Genomic DNA, 19,401 nt, shown 5'->3' with positions numbered 1-19,401 from the left:
AAGACAGAAGTCCTTGTCCGTCCTTGCCGGGCGGCAGGAGGACGAGGGGGCGGCCGTACCGGGTCGGAGAGGAGGGGCCGGCCGCCCCGCTGAGGGGTGTCGAACGGCAGCGGCTACGAGGGCGGCTGGGGGCGGCGGCTCAGCCCCAGCAGTTCTCCAGGCCGTAGGCGGTGTCCTTGGAAGCGGCCCCGTCCTGCGCCTTGTCGGTGATCAGGGTGACGCCGGTGTCGGTGTAACCGGATGTCTTCTTGCCGTCCTTGGCGTAGGTCACCACGGCCTTGACGCCCTCGGCGGCCATCTTCAGCGGGTACTGCTGCGAGGTCGCGGCGATCTTGCCGTCCTTGACGGCCTGGGTGCCGGTGCAGCCGCCGTCGACGGAGACGATCAGGACGTCCTTCTCCCGGCCCTTGGCCTTGAGCGCGGTGTACGCACCGAGGGCGGCGGGCTCGTTGATGGTGTAGACGACGTTGATGCCGGGTTCCTTCTGGAGGCAGTTCTCCATCGCCGTCTGGCCCTTGGACTGGTCGCCGCCGGTGTCCTGAGCACAGGCGACGTCCTTGTCGGTGACGCCGAAGCCCTTGAGGAAACCGTTGTGGCGCTGAACACCGACGGACACACCCGGCGCGAGGTCCAGGGCGGCTATCTTCGCGGTCTTGCCCTTCATCGCGGCCTTGGCGTACTCGCCGATCAGCTCACCGGCCTTGAGGTTGTCGGTGGCGAAGAGGGCGTCGACCGCGCTCTGCGGCTCGGTCGGGGTGTCCAGCGCGATGACCAGAACGCCCTTGGCCTTCGCCTTCTCGATCGCGGGCACGATCGCCTTGGAGTCGCTCGGAGTGATCAGGATGCCCTTCACGCCGGAGGCGACCATGTTCTCGATGGCGGTGACCTGCCCGGCGTTGTCTCCGTCGAACTTGCCGGCCGCGGTCATGAGCTTGACGCCCTCGGCCTTCGCGGTCTTCTCCGCGCCCTCCTTCATCTTGACGAAGAACGGGTTGGTGTCGGTCTTGGTGATGAGGCCGACCTTCACCTCGCCCGAGCCGGTGCTCGCGCTGCCCGATCCCGATCCGGATCCACAGGCGGTCAGGGCGAGCGCTGCGACACCCGTGCACGCAGCGGCTCTGAGCAGAGAGGAGGGCAGACGAGAGGTGCGTGACATGAACGACTCCAGCGGGATCTCGGGCGGTTGGCCGGCAGCGGGGCCTGCCGTCCCGCGATGTCAACGATGACTGATGTCATCGTTGACACTGCTTGGCGAGGATGATGGACTCCGTTCCCCGGCAACGTCAATGCCTTTCACTCGTCACAAATCCGCAACGCCCCTCGGCGGTCGCCCGCCCGAAGCCGTTCGTCGGCGTGCCCGGGTCATGCCCGTTTCCGCTCCGCGCGTTCCCAGAGAAGAGCAGTCATGAGCCCACCCCCGATCACCGTCCTGGGAGAGTGCGTCGCGGACGCGTTCACCGAACCCGCGAGTACCGGAGACGAACTCGCCCTGCGGGTGCTGCCCGGCGGCGGACCTGCGAACACGGCAGTGGCCCTCGCCCGGCTCGGCACCCCGGCCCGCTTCCTAGCGAGGTTGTCGGGCGATGTGTTCGGGCGCCTGTTCCGCGCCCGCCTGGAGGCCTCGGGAGTGGACCTGTCGAGCGCCGTCCCGGCTGCGGAACCCAGCACGCTCGCCGTGGCGGAACTGGACGCCCAGGGGCAGGCGGCGTTCTCCTTCCACGCGCAGAACACGGCCGACTGGCAGTGGACGGCCGAGGAGTTGGCCCGGGTGGATCTGTCCGGGACCGCCTGCGTGCACACCGGATCCCTGGCCCTGGTTCAGGAGCCCGGAGCGGTGGTGGTGGAGGAGTTCCTGGCGGCGGCAGCACCTCACGCGACCATCAGCATCGACCCCAACGTCCGGCCGCTGCTGGTGCACCCCGACGTCTACCGTGCCCGGCTGGCGCACTGGTGCGGCCTCACCGACGTGCTGCGGCTGAGCGAGGACGACCTGGAACTCCTGCTGCCGGGCACGGCGCCCGAGGAGGCGTGCGACATCTGGCACGCCGCCGGGGCGCGCCTCGTGGTGATCACCCGAGGTGCCGACGGTGCCCTGGCCTCGCTCGACGGGGAGCGGGTCCGGATGCCGGCGGTGGCGACTCCGGTCGTCGACACAGTCGGCGCGGGAGACTCCTTCACCGCCGGACTGCTGCACCACCTCGGCGCACACGGCCTCCTCGGCGGCAGACTGACGGGCCTCGGTCTCGGCGATGTCGAGGCGGCCTGCCTGTTCGCCGTGAAGGTCGCGGCGCTGACCTGTTCGGTTCCCGGTCCCAACCCCCCGTGGCGGAGCCAGTTGGAGCAGCTCGCCACGGCCGATCGCGCATGACGGACAGGCGAGTTGCGTAGCGGGCATCTCGGCCGAACCGTTGACGTGCCGACCGGATTGCGTCCATCATCGGGCCCACTCGATGTCATCGATGACACCAGTCAACGATGACACTCCTGCTCGGCGCTGTGGACGACGGCGCCGAGCAGGCGTCACTTTTGGTCGGTTCCGCTCCGGGCATCAGGCTCCGCCGCGCGGACGGCCGCAGCACAGGAGACACCATGAGCTCAGGACGTGTATCCCGGCATGCCCGTACGCGGATGATCGCGGCGGTGGCGACAGTCTGCGCCCTGTCCGCGGCGCCGCCGGCCCCTCAGGCCGTCGCTGCCGACGCCCCGCCGTACTCCGAGATCTACCGGCCCCAGTTCCACTTCACTCCGGAGATGAACTGGATGAACGACCCCAACGGTCTCGTGTACCACAAGGGCGAGTATCACCTCTTCTACCAGTACAACCCCAATGGAAACTCGTGGGGCGACATGTCCTGGGGGCACGCGGTGAGCAAGGACCTCGTGCACTGGAAGGAGCTGCCGCTCGCCCTGTCGCACGACGACAAGGAGATGGTGTTCTCCGGCAGCGCGGTCGTCGACCGGAACAACACCACCGGCTTCGGCACCGAGAAGAACCCGCCCATGGTGGCGATCTACACCAGCTTCGACAAGGGAACCGGCATCCAGGCCCAGTCGCTCGCCTACAGCACCGACCGCGGCCGCACCTGGACCAAGTACCAGGGCAACCCGGTCCTCGACATCGGTTCCAAGGAGTTCCGCGACCCCAAGGTCCAGTGGTACGAGCCGACCAAGAGCTGGCTGATGAGCGTGTCGCTGTCCACCGAGCACAAGGTGCGGTTCTACTCGTCCAAGAACCTCAAGGACTGGAAGCTGCTCAGCGAGTTCGGGCCGGCCGGCGCGACAGGCGGCGTGTGGGAGTGCCCCGACCTCTTCCCGCTCGCGGTCGACGGGGACAGGAAGAAGATCAAGTGGGTCCTGGTCGTCAACATCAACCCCGGCGGCATCGCGGGCGGTTCGGCTGCCCAGTACTTCGTCGGCGACTTCGACGGCAAGAAGTTCACCGCCGACGACAAGGGCACCTACACCCCGCCCACCGGCACGGTGACGCAGGACTTCGAGAGCACCGACTTCGGCGGGTGGACGGCCACCGGCGCCGCGTTCGGCGACGGACCGGCAGCCGGTGCGGTGGCCGGGCAGGGGACCGTCGAAGGCTTCGAGGGCAAGGGCCTCGCCAACAGTTTCCACGGAGGTGACGCGGCCACCGGCATCCTCACCTCGCCCGAGTTCACCGTCGACAGCCGCTACCTGAACTTCAAGGTCGGTGGCGGACGGCACCCGCACGAGTCCGGGACAGTCCTGGAGCAGCCGGGCCCGCCCGCGGGGACGGTCCTGGCCGACTTCGAAGGCGGCGGCTACGGCGACTGGACGACGACCGGAGACGCCTTCGGCTCGGCACCGGCCACCGGCACCCTCCCCGGCCAGCAGGAAGTCTCCGGCTTCCTGGGCAACGGCCTGGCCAACAGCTTCCTGAACGGCGACTCCACGACCGGCACCCTCACCTCGCCGGAATTCACCATCGACAAGGACTACGTCAACTTCCTCGTCGGCGGCGGCAACCACCCCTCAGGCTCCGCCGCCCCCACCGCCGTCGAACTCCTCGTCGACGGCCAGGTGGTGCGCAGCACGACCGGAAAGGACGGAGAGGCGCTCAACTGGGCTGCCTGGGACGTCAAGAACCTCGCCGGCAAGAAGGCGCGGATCAGGATCGTCGACGACAACACCGGCGGCTGGGGCCACATCAACGTCGACCACATCATGCTGTCCGACACCAAGGCCCAGCCCGTCTCCCAGGAGACGTCCGTCAACCTGATCGTCGACGGCCGGGTGATCCGCAGCGCCACCGGCGCCAACAGCGAGACCCTGGACTGGGCGTCCTTCGATCTGCGCCCCTACGCCGGCAAGAAGGCGAGCATCCAGATCGTCGACATGAACAACGCCGGCTGGGGCCACATCCTGGCCGACCGGTTCACCGCCGCCGACGCCCCCGCCAAGTCCGTCGTGCAGCGCGCCGACTGGGCCGACTACGGCAAGGACTACTACGCGGCCGTGTCCTGGGAGAACGCCCCAGGCGGCAAGCGGTACATGGTCGGCTGGATGAACAACTGGGACTACAGCGGGGCCATCCCCACCTCCCCCTGGCGCGGCGCGCAGAGCGCTCCACGGGAGATGGCGCTGCGCACCGTCGACGGCCGGGTCCGGCTGACCAGCCGGCCGGTCGACAGCCTGGAGTCGCTCCGCCACAAGCGCCCGGCGACGGCGTCCGGCGTCACCGTCAAGAGCGCCACAAAGCCCCTGATCGGCCCCGCGGCCAAGGGCAAGGCCCTCGACATCGAGGCGACCTTCTCCCCCAAGGATGCCGAACGCTTCGGCCTGAAGGTACGCACCGGCGCCGGGGGCGAGGAGACCGTGATCGGCTACGACACCACGACCCAGGAGCTGTACGTCGACCGCACCCGCTCAGGGGCCGTGGACTTCAACAGCACCTTCCCCGGCGTCCAGTCAGCACCGCTGAAGGCCGAGAACGGCAAGGTGAAGCTGCGGATCCTCGTCGACTGGTCCTCCGTCGAGGTCTTCGGCGGCAGCGGCGAAGCAGCCATCACCGACCAGATCTTCCCCGACCCCGCCAGCCAGGGAGTGCAGGTCTTCGCCGAGAACGGCTCGGTGAAGCTGGACCAGGCCCGCGTCTGGCACCTCGACTCCGCTCACGACTGACAAGGAGACCAGAGCATGACGAAGACCCTGCTCGCCGAGTTCACCGCCCGCGAGGATGCCGAGGAAGAGGTCGCCCGCATGATCCTGGAGTACGCCGAGAAGGTGCGCCAGGAGGAGGGCAACCTCACCTTCGAGGTCTACACCAAGGCGGCCAGCCCTCGCGCCTACTGGATCTTCGAGGCGTACCGGGACGAGGACGCCTTCCAGGCACACCTGAAGGCCCCGTACGGCGGCCCGTTCAACACCGCCCTCGCTCCGCTGATCGAGGAGGACGCCTCGGTGCTGACCTTCCTCGATGAGGTGACCTGACGGCCCTCGGAGCGGGACTCGGCACCCAGGTGACGGAGTGGTGCAGAACGCGGGCAGCGCGGTCGGGCATCGCCGGATCAGCAGCAGCCGCCCGCGGCGACCGGTTCCTTCGAGTCGGCGTCGACCGAGGCCGGGGTGGCGCAGCAGGTGCTGCCCTGTTGCTTGGCCAGGGAGTCGGCGTCGGCCTTGACGACGTAGACCTCCCAGGGCTCCTGGCCGGGCCCTTGGACCCAGACCTTGTCCTGGAGGGCGTAGCAGCAGGTGGTGTCGTTCTCCACGTCGGTGGTCATGCCGGCCTCGCTCAGGCGGGTGGTGGCGGCGTGGACGGCCTCGGTCGTCTCGACCTCGACGCCCAGGTGGTCCATCCGCGTTGCCTCACCCTCCTTGCCTTCGATCAGGACGAGCTTGAGCGGGGGTTCGGCGATGGCGAAGTTGGCGTAGCCGTCGCGGAGTTTGGCGGGCTCGGTGCCGAACAGCTTGCTGTAGAAGGCGACGGACGCGTCGAGATCAGGGACTCGCAGAGCGAGCTGTACGCGAGACATGGTGATCCTCCCTTGTGTAGGTGTGGGGGTCAGCAGCCGCCCGATGAGGCTGGGGCTCCGGTGCCGATCTGCAGAGTGGCCGGGGCGACGCAGCAGCCGCCGTCCTGGCCGGCCTGGGCCGCCTCGGGTTCGTCGAACAGGCCCGCGCCGCCGCACACGCCGGTCTCCGGCAGGGTCAGCTCGACGCGCTCGGCGGCCTCACGGTCTCCGGCGAGGGCTGCGGTGATGGAGCGGACCTGCTCGTAGCCGGTCATGGCGAGGAACGTCGGTGCACGGCCGTAGGACTTCATGCCTACGAAGTAGGCGCCCTGTTCGGGGTGGGAGAGCTCGCTCACGCCGTGCGGGTAGACGGTGCCGCAGGAGTGGACGTTGGGGTCGATCAGCGGGGCGAGCGCGGTCGGGGCCTGGAGGCGTTCGTCGAGGCCGAGGCGGATCTCGGAGAGGAAGGACAGGTCGGGGCGGAAGCCGGTCAGGACGATGACCTCGTCGACCGGATCGAGGCGGCGGCCGTTGTCGTCCACGAGGACGAGCCGGTCGCCGTCGCGCTCCACGGCCTGTGTGCGGAACCCGGTCGCCGTGCCGGCGTGGCCGGCTTCGACGGCGGCCTTGGCGCGCAGGCCCAGTGCGCCGCGGGCGGGCAGTTGGTCGGCCTCGCCGCCGCCGAAGGTGGAGCCGGTGATGCCGCGGCGCAGGATCCACACCGCGTGGGTGCCCGGCTCGTCCTTGGCCAGGTCCGCGAGGTAGGCGAGGGCGGTGAAGGCGGAGGCGCCGGAGCCGACCACGGCGGTGCGCTTGCCCGCGTACCGGGCGCGTACGGCCGGGTCGCCCAGGTCGGGCACGCGGTAGGAGATGCGGTCGGTGGCGGACTTCTCGCCGAGGGCGGGCAGGCCGTCGGCGCCCATCGGGCTGGGGGTGGACCAGGTGCCGGAGGCGTCGATGACCGCGCGGGCGCTGATGCGCTCCTCGCGGCCGTCGGCCAGCGTGATGTGCACGGTGAAGGGCTGCTCGTCGCGGCCTGAGTCGACAATGCGATCGCGTCCGGCGCGGGCGACACCGGTGACCGTCGTGCCGTAGCGGACCTTGTCGCCCAGGACCTCGGCGAGGGGCTGCAGGTACTGCTCGGCCCAGTCGCCGCCGGTCGGGTACGCGGAGCCGTCGGGGCGGGTCCAGCCGGTCGGGGCCAGGAGCTTCTCGGCGGCCGGGTCGGTGATCTCCGACCAGGGCGAGAACAGCCGCACGTGCGCCCACCCGCGCACGGCGGTGCCGGCCGACGGTCCGGCCTCCAGGACCAGCGGCTCAAGGCCGCGCTCGACGAGGTGAGCCGCGGCGGCCAATCCGATCGGACCGGCCCCGATGACCACGACGGGCAGCTGGTCGGTGGTGGGCACGCTGTTGATGGGCACGGCCACGAGATTCCCCTTTGCTTCGACATTCGTCGATGGCTTGCATGGCCAGCATGGCACTTGATTCGATGGCCGTCAACATAGACAGATGTCGAATTGGGGAGCGAGTGGAGCACGTTGACTTCGTGGTGCTCGGAGCGCCGGCTCGGCCCTCGCCGACCTGGTTCGACGTGTGTCAACATAGATGCATGTCGAATACGAAGGTGCTGCCGCTGCTGGAACCCGAGGTTTCCGGGACCGTGGCGCCGTGCTGCCCGCCCCTCACCGAGCGCCCGTTCACCGCCGATGAGGCCGAAACGGCCGCGCGGATGTTCAAGGCTCTGGGCGACCCGGTGCGGCTGCGACTGTTCTCGGCGGTGGCCTCACACGCGAGCGGCGAGGCGTGCGTGTGCGACATCTCCGATGTCGGCGTCTCCCAGCCGACGGTGAGCCACCACCTGAAGAAGCTGAAGGAGGCCGGGCTGTTGACCTCCGAGCGGCGCGGCACCTGGGTCTACTACCGCGTCGAGCCGTCCGTGCTGGCCGCGATGGGCAAGCTGCTGACCATCGCGCCGGCCGTCGCCTGACTGTCTTGCGCAGTGTGCGGCGAGCAGTTGCCCGACGATGGGGGTGGGCCGTAGCGGCTTGGGCAGCCACCAGCGAGGATGCCCGTCGTGGCGACTGACGAAAACCTCGTTCCCCTCCGCTCGACGCACTCAGCACCTGTGGTGTTCGGTGCGGGAGCGTCCATCGGCGTTCTGGGCGGGATGATCGGGCTGGGCGGTGCGGAGTTCCGCCTGCCGCTGCTCATCGGCCTCTTCGGGTTCGCCGCGCTCTCGGCCGTCATCCTGAACAAGGCGATGAGCCTGGTCGTGGTCCTGGTGGCTCTGCCCGCCCGGCTGGTGGCGATCCCGGCCTCCGAGGTGGCCGCACGCTGGCCTGTCGCGGTCAACTTGCTGGCCGGCAGTCTCCTGGGGGCCTGGGCGGGAGCGACCTGGGCGGTGCGCATGCGCAGCGCCACCCTCTACAAGGTGCTGTCCGCTCTGATGGTGCTCATGGCGGCCGCCCTGGTGGTCACACACATCACCACCCTCGACTCGCTCTCGCTGCCGCTGTGGGCTCAGGTGCCCTGCGGGGTCGTGGCCGGGTTCGGCATCGGGGTGGTCGCGGCGATCATGGGCGTGGCCGGAGGCGAACTGCTGATCCCGACGATCGTGCTGCTCTTCGGCGAGGACATCAAGATCGCGGGAAGCCTCTCCCTGCTGGTGTCGCTGCCGACGATGCTGGTCGCCTTCGCCCGCTACAGCCGTGACGGCAGCTTCGCCGTACTCGGCATGAACCTCCGCTTCACCCTGGTCATGGCCGCAGGCTCCGTCGCCGGTGCGGTGCTGGGCGGGTTGCTGCTCGGTGTGTTCTCGGACCTGGTGCTCATCCCCGTGCTGGCCGTCATCCTGCTCGTCTCGGCGGTCAAACTCGCCCGTCACGAATGACATGTGGTGGGTCCCCCGGGAGACGGCGTCCTCGGGTACCCGGGCCGCAGTTCGAGCGGGGCGAGGCGGGACAGAGGGGGCCGAGGCCACCCTGACGTGTGCCGCGAACGGAGTCCGGATGTGGTTCCGGATGCGGCTGCCCTGCGAGTGGGGCGTCAGACGGTGGCCGCGACCGGCTCGTCCACGGCGGGGGAGCCGCTCGCGCCCGCATCGGCGAGTGCCGCGAGATACCGCTCCGCGTCCAGCACGGTCGCGCAGTCGCTCGCGGCGGCGGTGATGGCCAGGTCCAACTGGTCCCTGAACAGTTCCGTGCGCGGGTTGTGGCCGACGGAAGAAGAAGCCGTCGCAGGTCGCGCACCAGGACACACCACGGCCGGACGGCTCGTCCTCCTTGGGCAGGCCGAGCTTGCGGTAGCCGGAGCCGGTCGCGACGATCACCGCCCTGGCCCGGTGGACGGTCCCCGCGGAGTCGGTGACTCCCTATGACCTCACCGGTGAGGTCGACGGAGACGATGTCGTCCTCGACGATCTCGGCGCCGAACCTCTCGGCCTGAGCCCGCATGTTCAGCATCAGGTCCGGGCCGTCGATGCCCTTGGGGAAGCCGGGGAAGTTCTCGACGTCGGAGGGCGGCGGTGTATCCGGCGGGGCCGGAGCCGATGACGATGACCTCGCGTATCCCGGGGTCGGTGACTGGGTCACGCCCGCTGCTTGGCGTCGATCTCGGCGATCAGGGCCTCGATGCGGGTCTTGATCTCGTCGCGGATGGGGCGGACGGCGTCGACGCCCTTGCCGGCCGGGTCTTCCAGGGCCCAGTCGAGGTACTTCTTGCCGGGGAAGATCGGGCAGGCGTCGCCGCAGCCCATGGTGATGACGTAGTCGGACGCCTGGACGGCCTCGGTGGTGAGGATCTTCGGCTTGGCGCCGGCGATGTCGACTCCGACCTCCTTCATGGCCTCGACGGCGGAGGGGTTGACCTGGTCGCCCGGGATGGAGCCGGCGGAGCGGACCTCGATCCGGTCGCCCGCGAGGTGGGAGAGGAATCCGGCAGCCATCTGCGAGCGTCCGGCGTTGTGGACGCAGACGAACAGCACGGAGGCGAGCGGGCTGGAGGACATCGGTTCTTCCTTCGTGAGTGGTTCTTGCAGGTGGTGCGGGTGCGGATTCAGGTGCTCGGCAGGGAGGCGAGCAGTTCGGTGATGTGGGCGTCGATCTCGTCGCGGATGCCGCGGACGACGGCGATCGGGGCGCCCTCGGGGTCGGTGACCGGCCAGTCCAGGTAGCGGCGGCCGGGCAGGACGGGGCAGGCGTCCCCGCACCCCATGGTGATGACGATGTCGGCGGCCTGCACGACCTCGTCGGTCAGCGGCTTGGGGAACGCGTCCGTGAGGTCCACGCCCGCCTCGGTCAGCACCTGGGTGACGACCGGCTCGACCTCAGCGGCCGGGCGCGTGCCCGCCGAGGAGACGACGACGTGTCCGCCCGCGCGGTGTGCGAGCAGGGCGGCGGCCATCTGCGAGCGGCCCGCGTTGTGGCTGCACACGAACAGCACCCGTGGCAGACCACAGCCCGGTGCGCCCTCGATGTGCGCGAGTGCGTCCAGCCGCTCGGTGGCCAGGTGCTCGGCCAGCACGACCAGGTGGGTGCGGATACGGGCGTGCTCGGCGAGACGCTCGTAGGAGTCGGTGACCAGGCGCTGGATGGTCTCCGGGGAGAAGCGCCCGCGGTAGCGCAGGGCGAGACGGGCGATGCCCGACGCCAGACGCTCATCAGGCAGGACAGGAGGAGGGGATGCGGTCACGGGAACCCCCTTCGGGGCGGAGGGATACGGGTCCCAGGTATCAGCCCCGGCTGGTATCAGCTCGGAGTGATGTGACAGTATCAGCCCATGCTGACGTCAGTCGACACTGATCTGATCCGGGTTCTGGCCGACCCGCTCAGGCTCCAAATCGTGACCTTGCTGGCCAAAGAGACGCTCTGCACCACCCACCTGGTGGAGGAGACCGGTGCCCGGCAGACCAACCTCTCCAACCACCTGAAGGTGTTGCGCGAGGCCGGGGTCGTCGAAACGGAGCCGTGCGGCCGGTACACCTACTACCGGCTCCGCCCGGACGTCATCGCCCAGCTCGCCGGCCGGTTCAACGACCTGGCCGAGTCCGCTCGCCACGCCGCCGACAACAAGAGGGCCTGCCCGTGACCCGCACCGAAGCATCCGCGACCGCCGAGGAGCCCTCGGTCGTCGCGAAGCTCTCGACGCTCGACCGCTTCCTCGCCGTGTGGATCCTGCTCGCCATGGCCATCGGCCTCGGCCTGGGCCGCGCCATCCCCGGGCTGAACGACGCCTTGGCAAAGGTCGAGATCGGCGGCATCTCCCTGCCGATCGCCATCGGCCTGCTGATCATGATGTACCCGGTCCTGGCCAAGGTCCGCTACGACAAGCTCGACGCCGTCACCGGTGACAAGCCGCTCATGGTCTCGTCGCTGGTCATCAACTGGATCGTCGGCCCGGCGGTCATGTTCGCGTTGGCCTGGATCTTCCTGCCGGACCTGCCCGAGTACCGCACCGGCCTGATCATCGTCGGCCTCGCCCGCTGCATCGCGATGGTCATCATCTGGAACGACCTCGCCTGCGGCGACCGCGAAGCCGCCGCCGTACTCGTGGCTCTGAACTCGGTCTTCCAGGTCCTGGCGTTCGGCCTGCTCGGCTGGTTCTACCTCGATCTGCTGCCCGGTTGGCTGGGCCTGGGCAACGGTGAACACCTCGACATCTCCATGTGGAAGATCGCCCTGAACGTCGTCATCTTCCTCGGCATCCCGCTGCTGGCCGGGTTCCTCACCCGCCGCATCGGCGAACAGAAGCTCGGCCGCGAGAAGTACGAGTCCGGCTTCCTCCCGAAGATCGGCCCCTGGGCCCTGTACGGCCTGCTCTTCACGATCGTCATCCTCTTCGCCCTCCAGGGGAAGACGATCACCTCGCAGCCGCTCGACGTCGCCCGCATCGCGCTGCCGCTGCTGGTGTACTTCGCCGTGATGTGGTTCGGCACCTTCGCCCTCGGCAAGGTCATCGGCCTCGCCTACGACCGCACCGCCACGCTCGCGTTCACGGCGGCCGGCAACAACTTCGAGCTGGCCATCGCGGTCGCCATCGCCACCTTCGGCGTCACCTCCGGCCAGGCCCTGTCGGGCGTCGTCGGCCCGCTGATCGAGGTCCCGGTACTGGTGGCTCTGGTGTACGTATCGCTGGCCTGGCGGCGGAAGTTCGGAACGGGTCGGCAGCTGACGGCGGCACCGCAGGAGAGCTGATGCACTGCCTGGACCGCACCGGCATGGTGCGCACCTCGTGACGGACGACCGGCACACGCAGGTGGTGATCGTCGGCGGCGGCCAGGCCGGGCTCGCCGCCGGCTACCACCTGCGCCGCCTCGGCCTGGACTTCGTCATCCTCGACGCCCAGGCCGGGCCGGGCGGCGCCTGGCAACACGCCTGGGACTCGCTGCACTTGTTCTCCCCGGCCGCCTTCTCGTCCCTGCCGGGGCGGCTGATGCCACCGCAGCCGGGCCAGGAGTACCCGGACGCCGAGCACGTGGTCGCCTACCTGCGCGAGTACGAAAAGCGCTACGAGCTACCGGTGGAGAGGCCGGTACGGGTGAACGGCGTGCACCGGGACGGCCGACTCCTGCGCGTGGAGACGGACTCGGGCACCTGGCACGCCCGAGCGGTGATCAGCGCCACCGGCACCTGGTGGCGGCCCTTCCACCCCGCTGTACCCGGGGGCTCGGCTTTCGAAGGCCGCCAACTGCACACCGTCGACTACCGGCGACCGCAGGACTTCACCGGCCGCCGGGTGATCGTGGTCGGCGGCGGCAACTCCGGCGCCCAGATCGCCGCCGACCTCGCCCACGACACCCAGCTGACCTGGGTCACCCAGCGCCCGCCCCGCTTCCTGGCCGACGACATCGACGGCCGGGCCCTGTTCGACGCCGCCACCGCCCGCCGTCGCGCCCTCGACGAGGGCCGCACCGACACCGGCGGCGTCGCCTCACTCGGGGACATCGTCGCCGTCCCGCCCGTACGCGAAGCCCGCGACCGCGGACTGCTCAAGGCCGGCCCGATGTTCTCCCGCCTCATCCCCGGCGGGGTCGAGTGGGCCGACGGCACCCGCGCCGAGGCCGACGCGATCATTTGGTGCACGGGCTTCCGGCCCGCCCTGTCCCACCTCGCACCGCTCCGACTGCGTGGCAGACGCGGCCACATCGCCATGGAAGGCACCAGCGCGCGGGACGAGCCACGCCTGCACCTGCTCGGCTACGGCGACTGGACCGGCCCAGCCTCCGCCACCCTCATCGGCGCCGGACGCCCTGCCCGGGAGGCGGCACGCCGGATCTCAGGCCGGTAAACCATGCAATCCGCTCTCCGACTCCTCAGGCCGGATACGCGTGCGTCTGAGCAGCCTTGACGGTTGCCCAGACCGTGGCTCCGGGGCGGAGGTCGAGTTCGGCAGCGGCCACTGTGGTGAGATCGGCGGCCAGGGGGAGTTCGCCGGTGAGCGCGACGCGGATCTGGTCGCCGTGCGTCTCCATGCCGGACACCTCGCAGCGCCACAGGTTGCGGGCACTCGCGCCGCTGGGGCGGTCCTGGTAGAGGGTCACCGCGCTCGGGGGGAAGGCGACGAAGACCGGACCGGTGAGGTCCTCCGTGGTGGTGACCGTCGAACCCCCGTCGGCGTGGACCACGTGTCCTTCGGCCTCGCCCCGGTAGAGGTTGAGGCCGACCAGGTGGGCGATGTAATCGGTGCGTGGACGGCGTGCGATGTCGGCGGGGGTGCCCCGCTGGACGATGTGGCCGTCCTCGATGACGACCAGATGGTCGGCGAGAACCATGGCGTCGAGCGGGTCGTGAGTGACGAGGACGGCGACGGCCTCGAAATCGGCCAGATGACGGCGGAGCTGGGCGCGGACGTCGAGGCGCGTACGGGCGTCGAGGGCGGCGAGCGGCTCGTCGAGGAGGAGCAGACGGGGGTGGGTGGCCAGGGCGCGGGCGAGGGCGACGCGCTGAGCCTGCCCGCCGGAGAGACGTCGGGGCTTCGCGGAGCCGTGCTCGGCCAGGCCCAGGCGCTCCAGCCATCCGGCGGCCTGGGCTCGGGCCTCCGCCTTCGTCGCCCCGTGACAGCGCGGCCCGAAGGCCACGTTGTCCAGGGCGGACAGATGGGGGAAGAGCAGATAGTCCTGGAAGACGACCCCGACCGGCCGGGCTTCCGGGGGCGTACGGTCCAAGTCCTCGCCGTCCAGGTGGAGATGGCCGCCGGTGAGGGGAACGAGGCCGGCCAGTGCCCGCAGGGCCGTGGTCTTGCCCGCACCGTTGGGGCCGAGCAGGGCGACGACGTCACCCGGGGCTGCCGTCAGCGTGACGTCGAGACGGAAGGAGCCGCGCTCGACCACGAGCCGGGCATCGAGCCCCTCACCGGCCGGGTCGGGAGCAGCAGCGGCGGCGGTGTTCTCGAGGTGGGTCATGAGGCGGTCATCCAGCGGTCGCGCAGACCGGCGAGTACGGCGATGGATACGGCCAGCAACACCAGGCTGAGGGCGATCGCCGCCTCCGGATCGTTCTGCAGGGCCAGGTAGACGGCGAGCGGCATCGTCTGGGTGCGGCCTGGGAAGTTGCCGGCGAAGGTGATGGTCGCGCCGAACTCGCCGAGTGCCCGGGCCCAGGCCAGGACGGCGCCCGCCGCGATACCGGGAGCGATGAGCGGCAGGGTGACGCGGCGGAACGCGGTGAAGCGGGAGGCCCCCAGCGTCGTGGCCGCCTCCTCGTAGCGCGGGTCGGCGGCGCGCAGCGTGCCCTCCACGCTGATGACGAGAAACGGCATCGCCACGAAGGCCTCCGCGATCACGACCCCGGTGGTCGTGAAGGGCAGCGTGATCCCGAACCACGAGTCCAGCCACTTCCCTACGACCCCGTTCCGGCCCAGTGCCATCAAGAGGGCAACACCACCGACCACGGGCGGCAGCACGAGCGGGAGGGTGACGAGGGCCCGTACGAGACCGCGCCCGGGGAACTCGACGCGCGCCAGCAGCCAGGCCAGCGGCACCCCGATCACCAGACTCACCGCGGTCGCCGCCGTCGCGCAGACCAGGGACAGCTGAAGGGCCTGCCACACTTCGGTGCTGGTCAGCAGGTCGGGCATGCTGCGCCAGGGGGCCCTGATCAGCAGGGCGACGAGCGGCAGGACCAGGAAGGCCAGGCCGATCAGCGCGGGCAGGAGGAGGGGCAGCGGGGCGCGCCCGCGAACGCCCCCGAGGACGCGGCGGCGCCGCGGGCCACGGGCGAGGGTGTCCGCGGCGTCGGCCTTGTCCAGGGAGGGAGATGTCATGGCTTGAGGAACCCGGCCTCGTTCAGGACCTTCTGGCCTTCGGGGGACTGCACCAGCTCCATGAACGCCTTGGCGGTCTCGGTGTTCTCCGAGCTCTTGAGGAGGGTGATGGGGTAGTCGTTGACAGCGTCGGCGGACTCGGGGAACTCCACGCCTTCCACCTTGTCACCCGCCGCCTTCACATCGGTCTTGTAGACGACGGCCGCGTCGGCTTCCTTCAGGACCACCTTGTTGAGGGCGGACTTGACGTCCTCCTCGTAGGAGACCGGGGTGAGCTTCAGCCTGCTCGCGTCGAGGGCCTTCTGGGCGGCGGCGCCGCACGGCACCGCCTTGTCGCACAGCACGACCTTCAGGTCCGAGTCGGTGAGGTCCTTCAGGGAAGAGACCTTGCCGGGGTTGCCCGGCAGGGTGGCGATCTCCAACTGGTTGCGCACGAAGGTGGCGGGCGTGCCGGAGGCGTCTCCGGCGTCCGTGACGATCTTCATCGTCTTGGGGCTGGCGGAGGCGAACACGTCGGCCGGGGCGCCGCCGGTGATGCTCGCGGCCAGTGAGTCGCTGCCGCCGAAGCTGAAGTCGACCTTGGTGCCGGGGTGGGCCTTCTCGAACTCCTTGCCCAGCGTCGTGAAGCTCTCCTTCAGCGAGGCGGCGGCGAAGACGGTCACGTCTCCGGACAGCTTCGGCGAGCCGGAGCCCGAGGCCGAGGAGCCCGACGCCGCCGAGGAGTCGTCGGAGGACGAGCAGGCGCTCAGGGCCAGCAGCGCGGCGGCACCTGCGCCGGTCACCTGCAGCATCCGGCGGGTCCGGCGGGTCCGGCGCACGGTACGGGTCATCACGGGTCCACTCCCTCTGGTCCTGACGGACACGACTACGCCTTGAAGACGAACGACCTGGCCTGGATCTCCACCTGTGCGGAGACGTCCCCGAAGGTCACGTCGGTGACGGCAGCATCCCCGATCGGTAGGTGTGCATACGCCGATCATACTGCCGCAGATGCAAGGCGAAAGTCTCCTGTCATATCGCATGAGCCGGGCCCTCCATGCGTTGGCATGGCATGTGCGTTTGTACGGGACCGCAACCCGGGTACGGTCATCCGGCAGGTGGCAGCCAGTGAGCCAGACCCGCGCAGCTGCCCGCACGGCCGCGGGACCCGCGGCGGAACTCGCCCTCATGGGGGACCTGGACCGACTGACCCGCCTGACGGTGCCCAGGCCTCTCCTGCACGACGTGCTCATGGAACGCGGGCCCCGTCTTCGACCCCGCCCGCCGCAAGGACCGCCTGCGCTTCCTGATCGCCGTACACGGCACGGACGGTCACCACACCCTTTTCCGCACGGCCCCGGGCCGCACCCGCCTGATCCCGGTCACCTGGGACGGCACGACCGCCCACCCCGTGGGCGGCCATCGCCCCGCGTTCCTGCACGGCGCGGCGCTCGCGGATGGCATCGTCCAACCCGTTCGGCCCGGGGCTACGTGGGCCGACGCGCCATTCCACAGGGGAATGTCCGCCAGCGGGCGGGGCTCATCACCAAGCGTGACAGCCCGAGGTGCGCGGGGGCGGCGGGGCTGGTTTCTTGGAGGGACATTCGTCCGCCTCAGTCATGCGGAAGCCCGCCGAGGTGACGAGATCGCCCACGGGCGGCAATCGGCTGTGGGCGCGGACAGCCAACACGGAGGAAAGCAATGGCGAGTGGTCGGACGACGAACGCGTTCATCTGCCTGAGGGTCCCGTCCGAGCTGGTCGACGCTCTGGTCGACCTGCAACGCGAGTTCCAGGACCGCGTCGACCCGCAGTACCCGGAGCACATCCACATCACCCTGGGTTTCCTGCACGGCGCCGACGACCGGAAACTGGCCGACGCACGCTCCTTCATCAGCGAAGGAGTGTGGTCCGCACCTGCCGTCCGCCTGACCGGCGAGGTACGCCACGGCAGCTGGACCCTGCGCAAGAACCCGTCCTACCGGTACGACGAGGCCACCGTGCAAATGGGGGAACAGGTCCGCCTCGGTGTCGAACACAGCCCCGAGTTGGCCCGCATCCAGCAGGACATCACTCAGCACCTGAACATCGTGGAGGACGGCTTCTGGCCCCACGTGACGCTCGGCCTGGCCCGGGAGGACTTCCCCGCCTCCGAGGTCAAGGCGCTCAGGCTCCCCTCGGTCAGCGGTGCGGCTCCCGCAGTCGACATGCAGCAGGAGGCGTCAGCAACCTCGTTCACCACCCTCGTCAGGAATGACTTCAGCGCCTGACCCGAAGTGGACCTCGGTGCGCGGGATGTCGGCATACTTGGGGAGCCGGTAGCGGCGGAAGGCGGCTGTCTCGACCTCGCCGCGTTCGTCGACGCGGACGTGCTCGAAGAGGGTGGCGCCGAGGTCCTGGGCGATGCCGCCCTCGACCTGGCCGCGAAGACCGTCGACCGGGATACCGTGGACCGCGCCCTTGGCCGGCACGGGCGCCCACTCCTACTCAGTGAACAAGTGAACTGTGGAGGCCACCGCCGGTTTCGCTCAGACGCGGTCGATGTGCACGTTCGTCGACTTCACCCGGGCGGTGGCCTCCATACCGACCTCCAGGCCCAGCTCCTCGACCGCTTCCCGGGTGAGCAGCGACACCAGCCGATGGGGACCCGCCTGGATTTCCACCTGGGCTGCCACGTCACCGAGCTTGATCGCGGTGACGATACCGGGGAAGGCGTTGCGCACGGAGGTGTAGGAGGCGTCCTCCTCCCCGTTCCCGCCCTTGGCGAGCTCCACGGAGAACGCGGCCAGGTCCTTCCCGTCGATGAGCCGCTTCCCGCCCTCGTCGCGGTGCGTCGCCACTCGCCCAGCGTCCGCCCACCGCCGCGCGGTGTCCGGACTCACGCCGAGCAGCCGGGCTGCCTGGCCGATCGTGTATGACTGCATGCGGGCCAAGATAGGCCCATCTGCGGGGTGGCCCTTCCCAAGGCCCGTTCCTGCGTGGCCCGCCCCCGGGCTCGGTCACGCAGGCAACCTCGGAACCCAAGCTGACGATCCAGCCCCACGCCTCGATCACCACCGGTCGCCCGCGCAAGTCCTTCGGCAGCCCGATGACCTGCGACCCGTACCCCGATAAGCAATCCTCGGCGCCTGACCTGTTGAGCATCCCGCCCCATCTCCCATCAGGGCAGCCACGACTGTGCTGTCGCCTTCGCGGCGGGCGCACAGGAACAGGTACCGGGGGCCGTGGCCCGAGCCGATCTGAACCGCCGGTGTCCGCAGCGGTCGTCCCGGCGGGACAGCCATAGGGCCACCGCCTCCGAGATCGGCTGGCCGGTTTCCAGCTCGATGAAGCCGTACTGGCCGCTCTGGTTGCACTCCAGGAACCACCAGAGGCCGTCCTTGTCCTCGGTGAAGTCGAAGGCGGCGTACGCCAGTCCGGCCGCGGCGACGTAGTCGTGCACCGATGTGCCGACACCGTCCGGTACCAGAACCAGCTCCCAGGCGTGCTCGGTGTCGAGGCACTCAACTGCCACGGCTTCGGGCGGGCCCGGTCCGCGTTGCGCGGATCGTTGGTCCAGCGCGCGGAGGACGAGTAGAGCATCCCGAACAGTGCCTGACGGGTCTGCGGTCAGCCACGCGGAGGGCTCCGCCGCGTCGTGCAGCCCGGCCACCACCATGTCGGCGGTGGAGGCATGCGATCACGGACCGTCAGTCGTCGAAGTGTGCTTTGGAACCGGCCGTGGACACCGTCGTACCGGCGGCCAGGAGCAGGTCCGGGTCACCGACGGCGGGGCTGCCGTCGGGCAGCACGGCGTGGTTGCTGCGGTGATGCGCCGGCCCGGCCGGCGAAGGGGTGCGGGGCTACTCGCCGCCCTTGCCGCCGCCCGCCCGGCCGCTGCCGGCGTTCTCCTTGCCCGACGTACCTGCGTTCCCCGCCGAGCCCTCGCCCGTGCCGGAGCCCGTACCGGAGTCTCCGCCCCTTCCCGAGCCCGGCCCCGTTCCCGAGCTGGCGCCCGCCCCTGAGCCGGCGCCCGTCCCTGAGCCCGTGCCCGTTTTCGAGCCGGCGTCCGATCCGCGTTCGCCGGGGCCCTTTGTCCTGCGAGGTCCGTTCGGCGCTGCCGACGTCCGCGTCAGTCGTTCGGCGCAGTTTTGTGATCTTTGGAATGGTGTGCGCCCTTGGTGCGGCCGTCTGTTTCGGTAC

At 70.0% G+C, this 19,401-nt stretch carries 21 protein-coding genes and 3 pseudogenes; 10 read left to right on the top strand and 14 right to left on the bottom strand.

Features of this window, described 5'->3' with window-relative positions; translation table 11 throughout:
• Positions 1–139 precede the first annotated feature (139 nt).
• A complete protein-coding gene (locus ACWIF2_RS00120; protein WP_454357736.1) occupies positions 140–1,156 on the bottom strand; it encodes a substrate-binding domain-containing protein in 1,017 nt (338 codons plus the stop codon).
• A gap of 249 nt (positions 1,157–1,405) precedes the next feature.
• Between ACWIF2_RS00120 and ACWIF2_RS00115 the strand changes: the two genes are divergently transcribed.
• The 3 genes from ACWIF2_RS00115 to ACWIF2_RS00105 all read left to right on the top strand — a co-directional run bounded on the left by ACWIF2_RS00115 (position 1,406) and on the right by ACWIF2_RS00105 (position 5,460).
• Positions 1,406–2,368: a carbohydrate kinase family protein gene (locus ACWIF2_RS00115; RefSeq protein WP_454357735.1), complete on the top strand. Its 963-nt coding sequence runs from the start codon at positions 1,406–1,408 to the stop codon at positions 2,366–2,368.
• 221 nt (positions 2,369–2,589) lie between these two features.
• Positions 2,590–5,151, top strand: coding sequence for a GH32 C-terminal domain-containing protein (locus tag ACWIF2_RS00110; RefSeq protein WP_454357734.1), 2,562 nt, complete (start codon positions 2,590–2,592; stop codon positions 5,149–5,151).
• A gap of 15 nt (positions 5,152–5,166) precedes the next feature.
• On the top strand, positions 5,167–5,460 hold the full coding sequence (locus ACWIF2_RS00105) for a putative quinol monooxygenase (RefSeq protein WP_454357733.1): 294 nt from the start codon (positions 5,167–5,169) through the stop codon (positions 5,458–5,460).
• 77 nt (positions 5,461–5,537) lie between these two features.
• Here the strand turns inward: ACWIF2_RS00105 and ACWIF2_RS00100 are convergent, their stop codons facing one another.
• Positions 5,538–6,002 (bottom strand): ArsI/CadI family heavy metal resistance metalloenzyme, encoded by a 465-nt coding sequence (locus ACWIF2_RS00100; protein ID WP_454357732.1) that lies wholly within the window; start codon positions 6,000–6,002, stop codon positions 5,538–5,540.
• A 29-nt stretch (positions 6,003–6,031) separates the two neighbouring features.
• On the bottom strand, positions 6,032–7,411 hold the full coding sequence (locus ACWIF2_RS00095) for an FAD-dependent oxidoreductase (RefSeq protein ID WP_454357731.1): 1,380 nt from the start codon (positions 7,409–7,411) through the stop codon (positions 6,032–6,034).
• Positions 7,412–7,593: 182 nt separating this feature from the next.
• Between ACWIF2_RS00095 and ACWIF2_RS00090 the strand changes: the two genes are divergently transcribed.
• A complete protein-coding gene (locus tag ACWIF2_RS00090) occupies positions 7,594–7,971 on the top strand; it encodes an ArsR/SmtB family transcription factor (protein WP_454357730.1) in 378 nt (125 codons plus the stop codon).
• A gap of 87 nt (positions 7,972–8,058) precedes the next feature.
• The gene (locus ACWIF2_RS00085) at positions 8,059–8,874 is read left to right on the top strand and encodes a sulfite exporter TauE/SafE family protein (protein ID WP_454357729.1); all 816 of its coding nucleotides are present in this window, start codon (positions 8,059–8,061) and stop codon (positions 8,872–8,874) included.
• A gap of 155 nt (positions 8,875–9,029) precedes the next feature.
• Here the strand turns inward: ACWIF2_RS00085 and ACWIF2_RS00080 are convergent, their stop codons facing one another.
• From ACWIF2_RS00080 to ACWIF2_RS00065, 4 genes and pseudogenes are all read right to left on the bottom strand, one after another.
• Positions 9,030–9,164, bottom strand: coding sequence for a hypothetical protein (locus ACWIF2_RS00080; protein ID WP_454357728.1), 135 nt, complete (start codon positions 9,162–9,164; stop codon positions 9,030–9,032).
• Between the two features lie 37 nt (positions 9,165–9,201).
• A pseudogene (locus tag ACWIF2_RS00075) lies at positions 9,202–9,551 on the bottom strand (NAD(P)/FAD-dependent oxidoreductase); the annotation flags it as partial.
• 19 nt (positions 9,552–9,570) lie between these two features.
• Positions 9,571–9,990 carry an arsenate reductase ArsC gene (locus ACWIF2_RS00070; protein WP_454357727.1) on the bottom strand — a complete coding sequence of 140 codons (420 nt, stop codon included), beginning with the start codon at positions 9,988–9,990 and terminating at the stop codon, positions 9,571–9,573.
• 47 nt (positions 9,991–10,037) lie between these two features.
• Complete coding sequence (locus ACWIF2_RS00065) at positions 10,038–10,673, bottom strand: arsenate reductase ArsC (RefSeq protein ID WP_454357726.1); 636 nt, start codon at positions 10,671–10,673, stop codon at positions 10,038–10,040.
• An 87-nt stretch (positions 10,674–10,760) separates the two neighbouring features.
• Here ACWIF2_RS00065 and ACWIF2_RS00060 point away from each other — a divergent pair, with 87 nt between their 5' ends.
• Genes ACWIF2_RS00060 through ACWIF2_RS00050 form a run of 3 tightly spaced genes read left to right on the top strand, consistent with a single transcriptional unit; the run spans position 10,761 to position 13,268 of the window.
• Entirely contained in the window at positions 10,761–11,069 is a 309-nt protein-coding gene (locus ACWIF2_RS00060; RefSeq protein ID WP_454357725.1) for an ArsR/SmtB family transcription factor, read from the top strand.
• A complete protein-coding gene (gene arsB / locus ACWIF2_RS00055; protein ID WP_454357724.1) occupies positions 11,066–12,175 on the top strand; it encodes an ACR3 family arsenite efflux transporter in 1,110 nt (369 codons plus the stop codon). The genes ACWIF2_RS00060 and arsB overlap by 4 nt, the downstream gene beginning before the upstream one ends.
• Positions 12,176–12,212: 37 nt before the next feature.
• Positions 12,213–13,268: an ArsO family NAD(P)H-dependent flavin-containing monooxygenase gene (locus ACWIF2_RS00050; RefSeq protein WP_454357723.1), complete on the top strand. Its 1,056-nt coding sequence runs from the start codon at positions 12,213–12,215 to the stop codon at positions 13,266–13,268.
• 25 nt (positions 13,269–13,293) lie between these two features.
• On the opposite strand, the gene ACWIF2_RS00045 is transcribed toward ACWIF2_RS00050, so the two are convergent.
• Genes ACWIF2_RS00045 through modA form a run of 3 tightly spaced genes read right to left on the bottom strand, consistent with a single transcriptional unit; the run spans position 13,294 to position 16,072 of the window.
• Complete coding sequence (locus ACWIF2_RS00045) at positions 13,294–14,382, bottom strand: ABC transporter ATP-binding protein (protein ID WP_454357722.1); 1,089 nt, start codon at positions 14,380–14,382, stop codon at positions 13,294–13,296.
• Complete coding sequence (modB, locus tag ACWIF2_RS00040; protein WP_454357721.1) at positions 14,379–15,242, bottom strand: molybdate ABC transporter permease subunit; 864 nt, start codon at positions 15,240–15,242, stop codon at positions 14,379–14,381. The genes ACWIF2_RS00045 and modB overlap by 4 nt, the downstream gene beginning before the upstream one ends.
• Positions 15,239–16,072, bottom strand: a complete 834-nt coding sequence (modA, locus tag ACWIF2_RS00035) for a molybdate ABC transporter substrate-binding protein (RefSeq protein ID WP_454357720.1) — start codon at positions 16,070–16,072, stop codon at positions 15,239–15,241. Before modA ends, modB begins: the two co-directional genes overlap by 4 nt.
• Before the next feature lie 277 nt (positions 16,073–16,349).
• On the opposite strand from modA, the pseudogene ACWIF2_RS00030 reads away from it, so the two are divergent.
• Both ACWIF2_RS00030 and ACWIF2_RS00025 read left to right on the top strand, forming a co-directional pair.
• Positions 16,350–16,578: pseudogene (locus ACWIF2_RS00030) on the top strand (hypothetical protein); the annotation flags it as partial.
• A 344-nt stretch (positions 16,579–16,922) separates the two neighbouring features.
• The gene (locus tag ACWIF2_RS00025; RefSeq protein WP_454357719.1) at positions 16,923–17,489 is read left to right on the top strand and encodes a 2'-5' RNA ligase family protein; all 567 of its coding nucleotides are present in this window, start codon (positions 16,923–16,925) and stop codon (positions 17,487–17,489) included.
• Here ACWIF2_RS00025 and ACWIF2_RS00020 read toward each other — a convergent pair.
• The 4 genes and pseudogenes from ACWIF2_RS00020 to ACWIF2_RS00005 all read right to left on the bottom strand — a co-directional run.
• A pseudogene (locus ACWIF2_RS00020) lies at positions 17,454–17,645 on the bottom strand (molybdopterin cofactor-binding domain-containing protein); the annotation flags it as partial. The gene ACWIF2_RS00025 and the pseudogene ACWIF2_RS00020 overlap by 36 nt on opposite strands.
• A 102-nt stretch (positions 17,646–17,747) precedes the next feature.
• Positions 17,748–18,143: a TOBE domain-containing protein gene (locus tag ACWIF2_RS00015; protein ID WP_454357718.1), complete on the bottom strand. Its 396-nt coding sequence runs from the start codon at positions 18,141–18,143 to the stop codon at positions 17,748–17,750.
• 236 nt (positions 18,144–18,379) lie between these two features.
• Complete coding sequence (locus ACWIF2_RS00010) at positions 18,380–18,733, bottom strand: hypothetical protein (protein WP_454357717.1); 354 nt, start codon at positions 18,731–18,733, stop codon at positions 18,380–18,382.
• A 175-nt stretch (positions 18,734–18,908) separates the two neighbouring features.
• Positions 18,909–19,010, bottom strand: coding sequence for a hypothetical protein (locus tag ACWIF2_RS00005; protein WP_454357716.1), 102 nt, complete (start codon positions 19,008–19,010; stop codon positions 18,909–18,911).
• Between the last annotated feature and the right edge of the window lie 391 nt (positions 19,011–19,401).

The organism is Streptomyces sp. NPDC055506 (assembly GCF_053643595.1).
The sequence above is the reverse complement of the archived record's forward strand: the minus strand, read 5'-3'. Positions and strand labels throughout refer to the sequence as shown.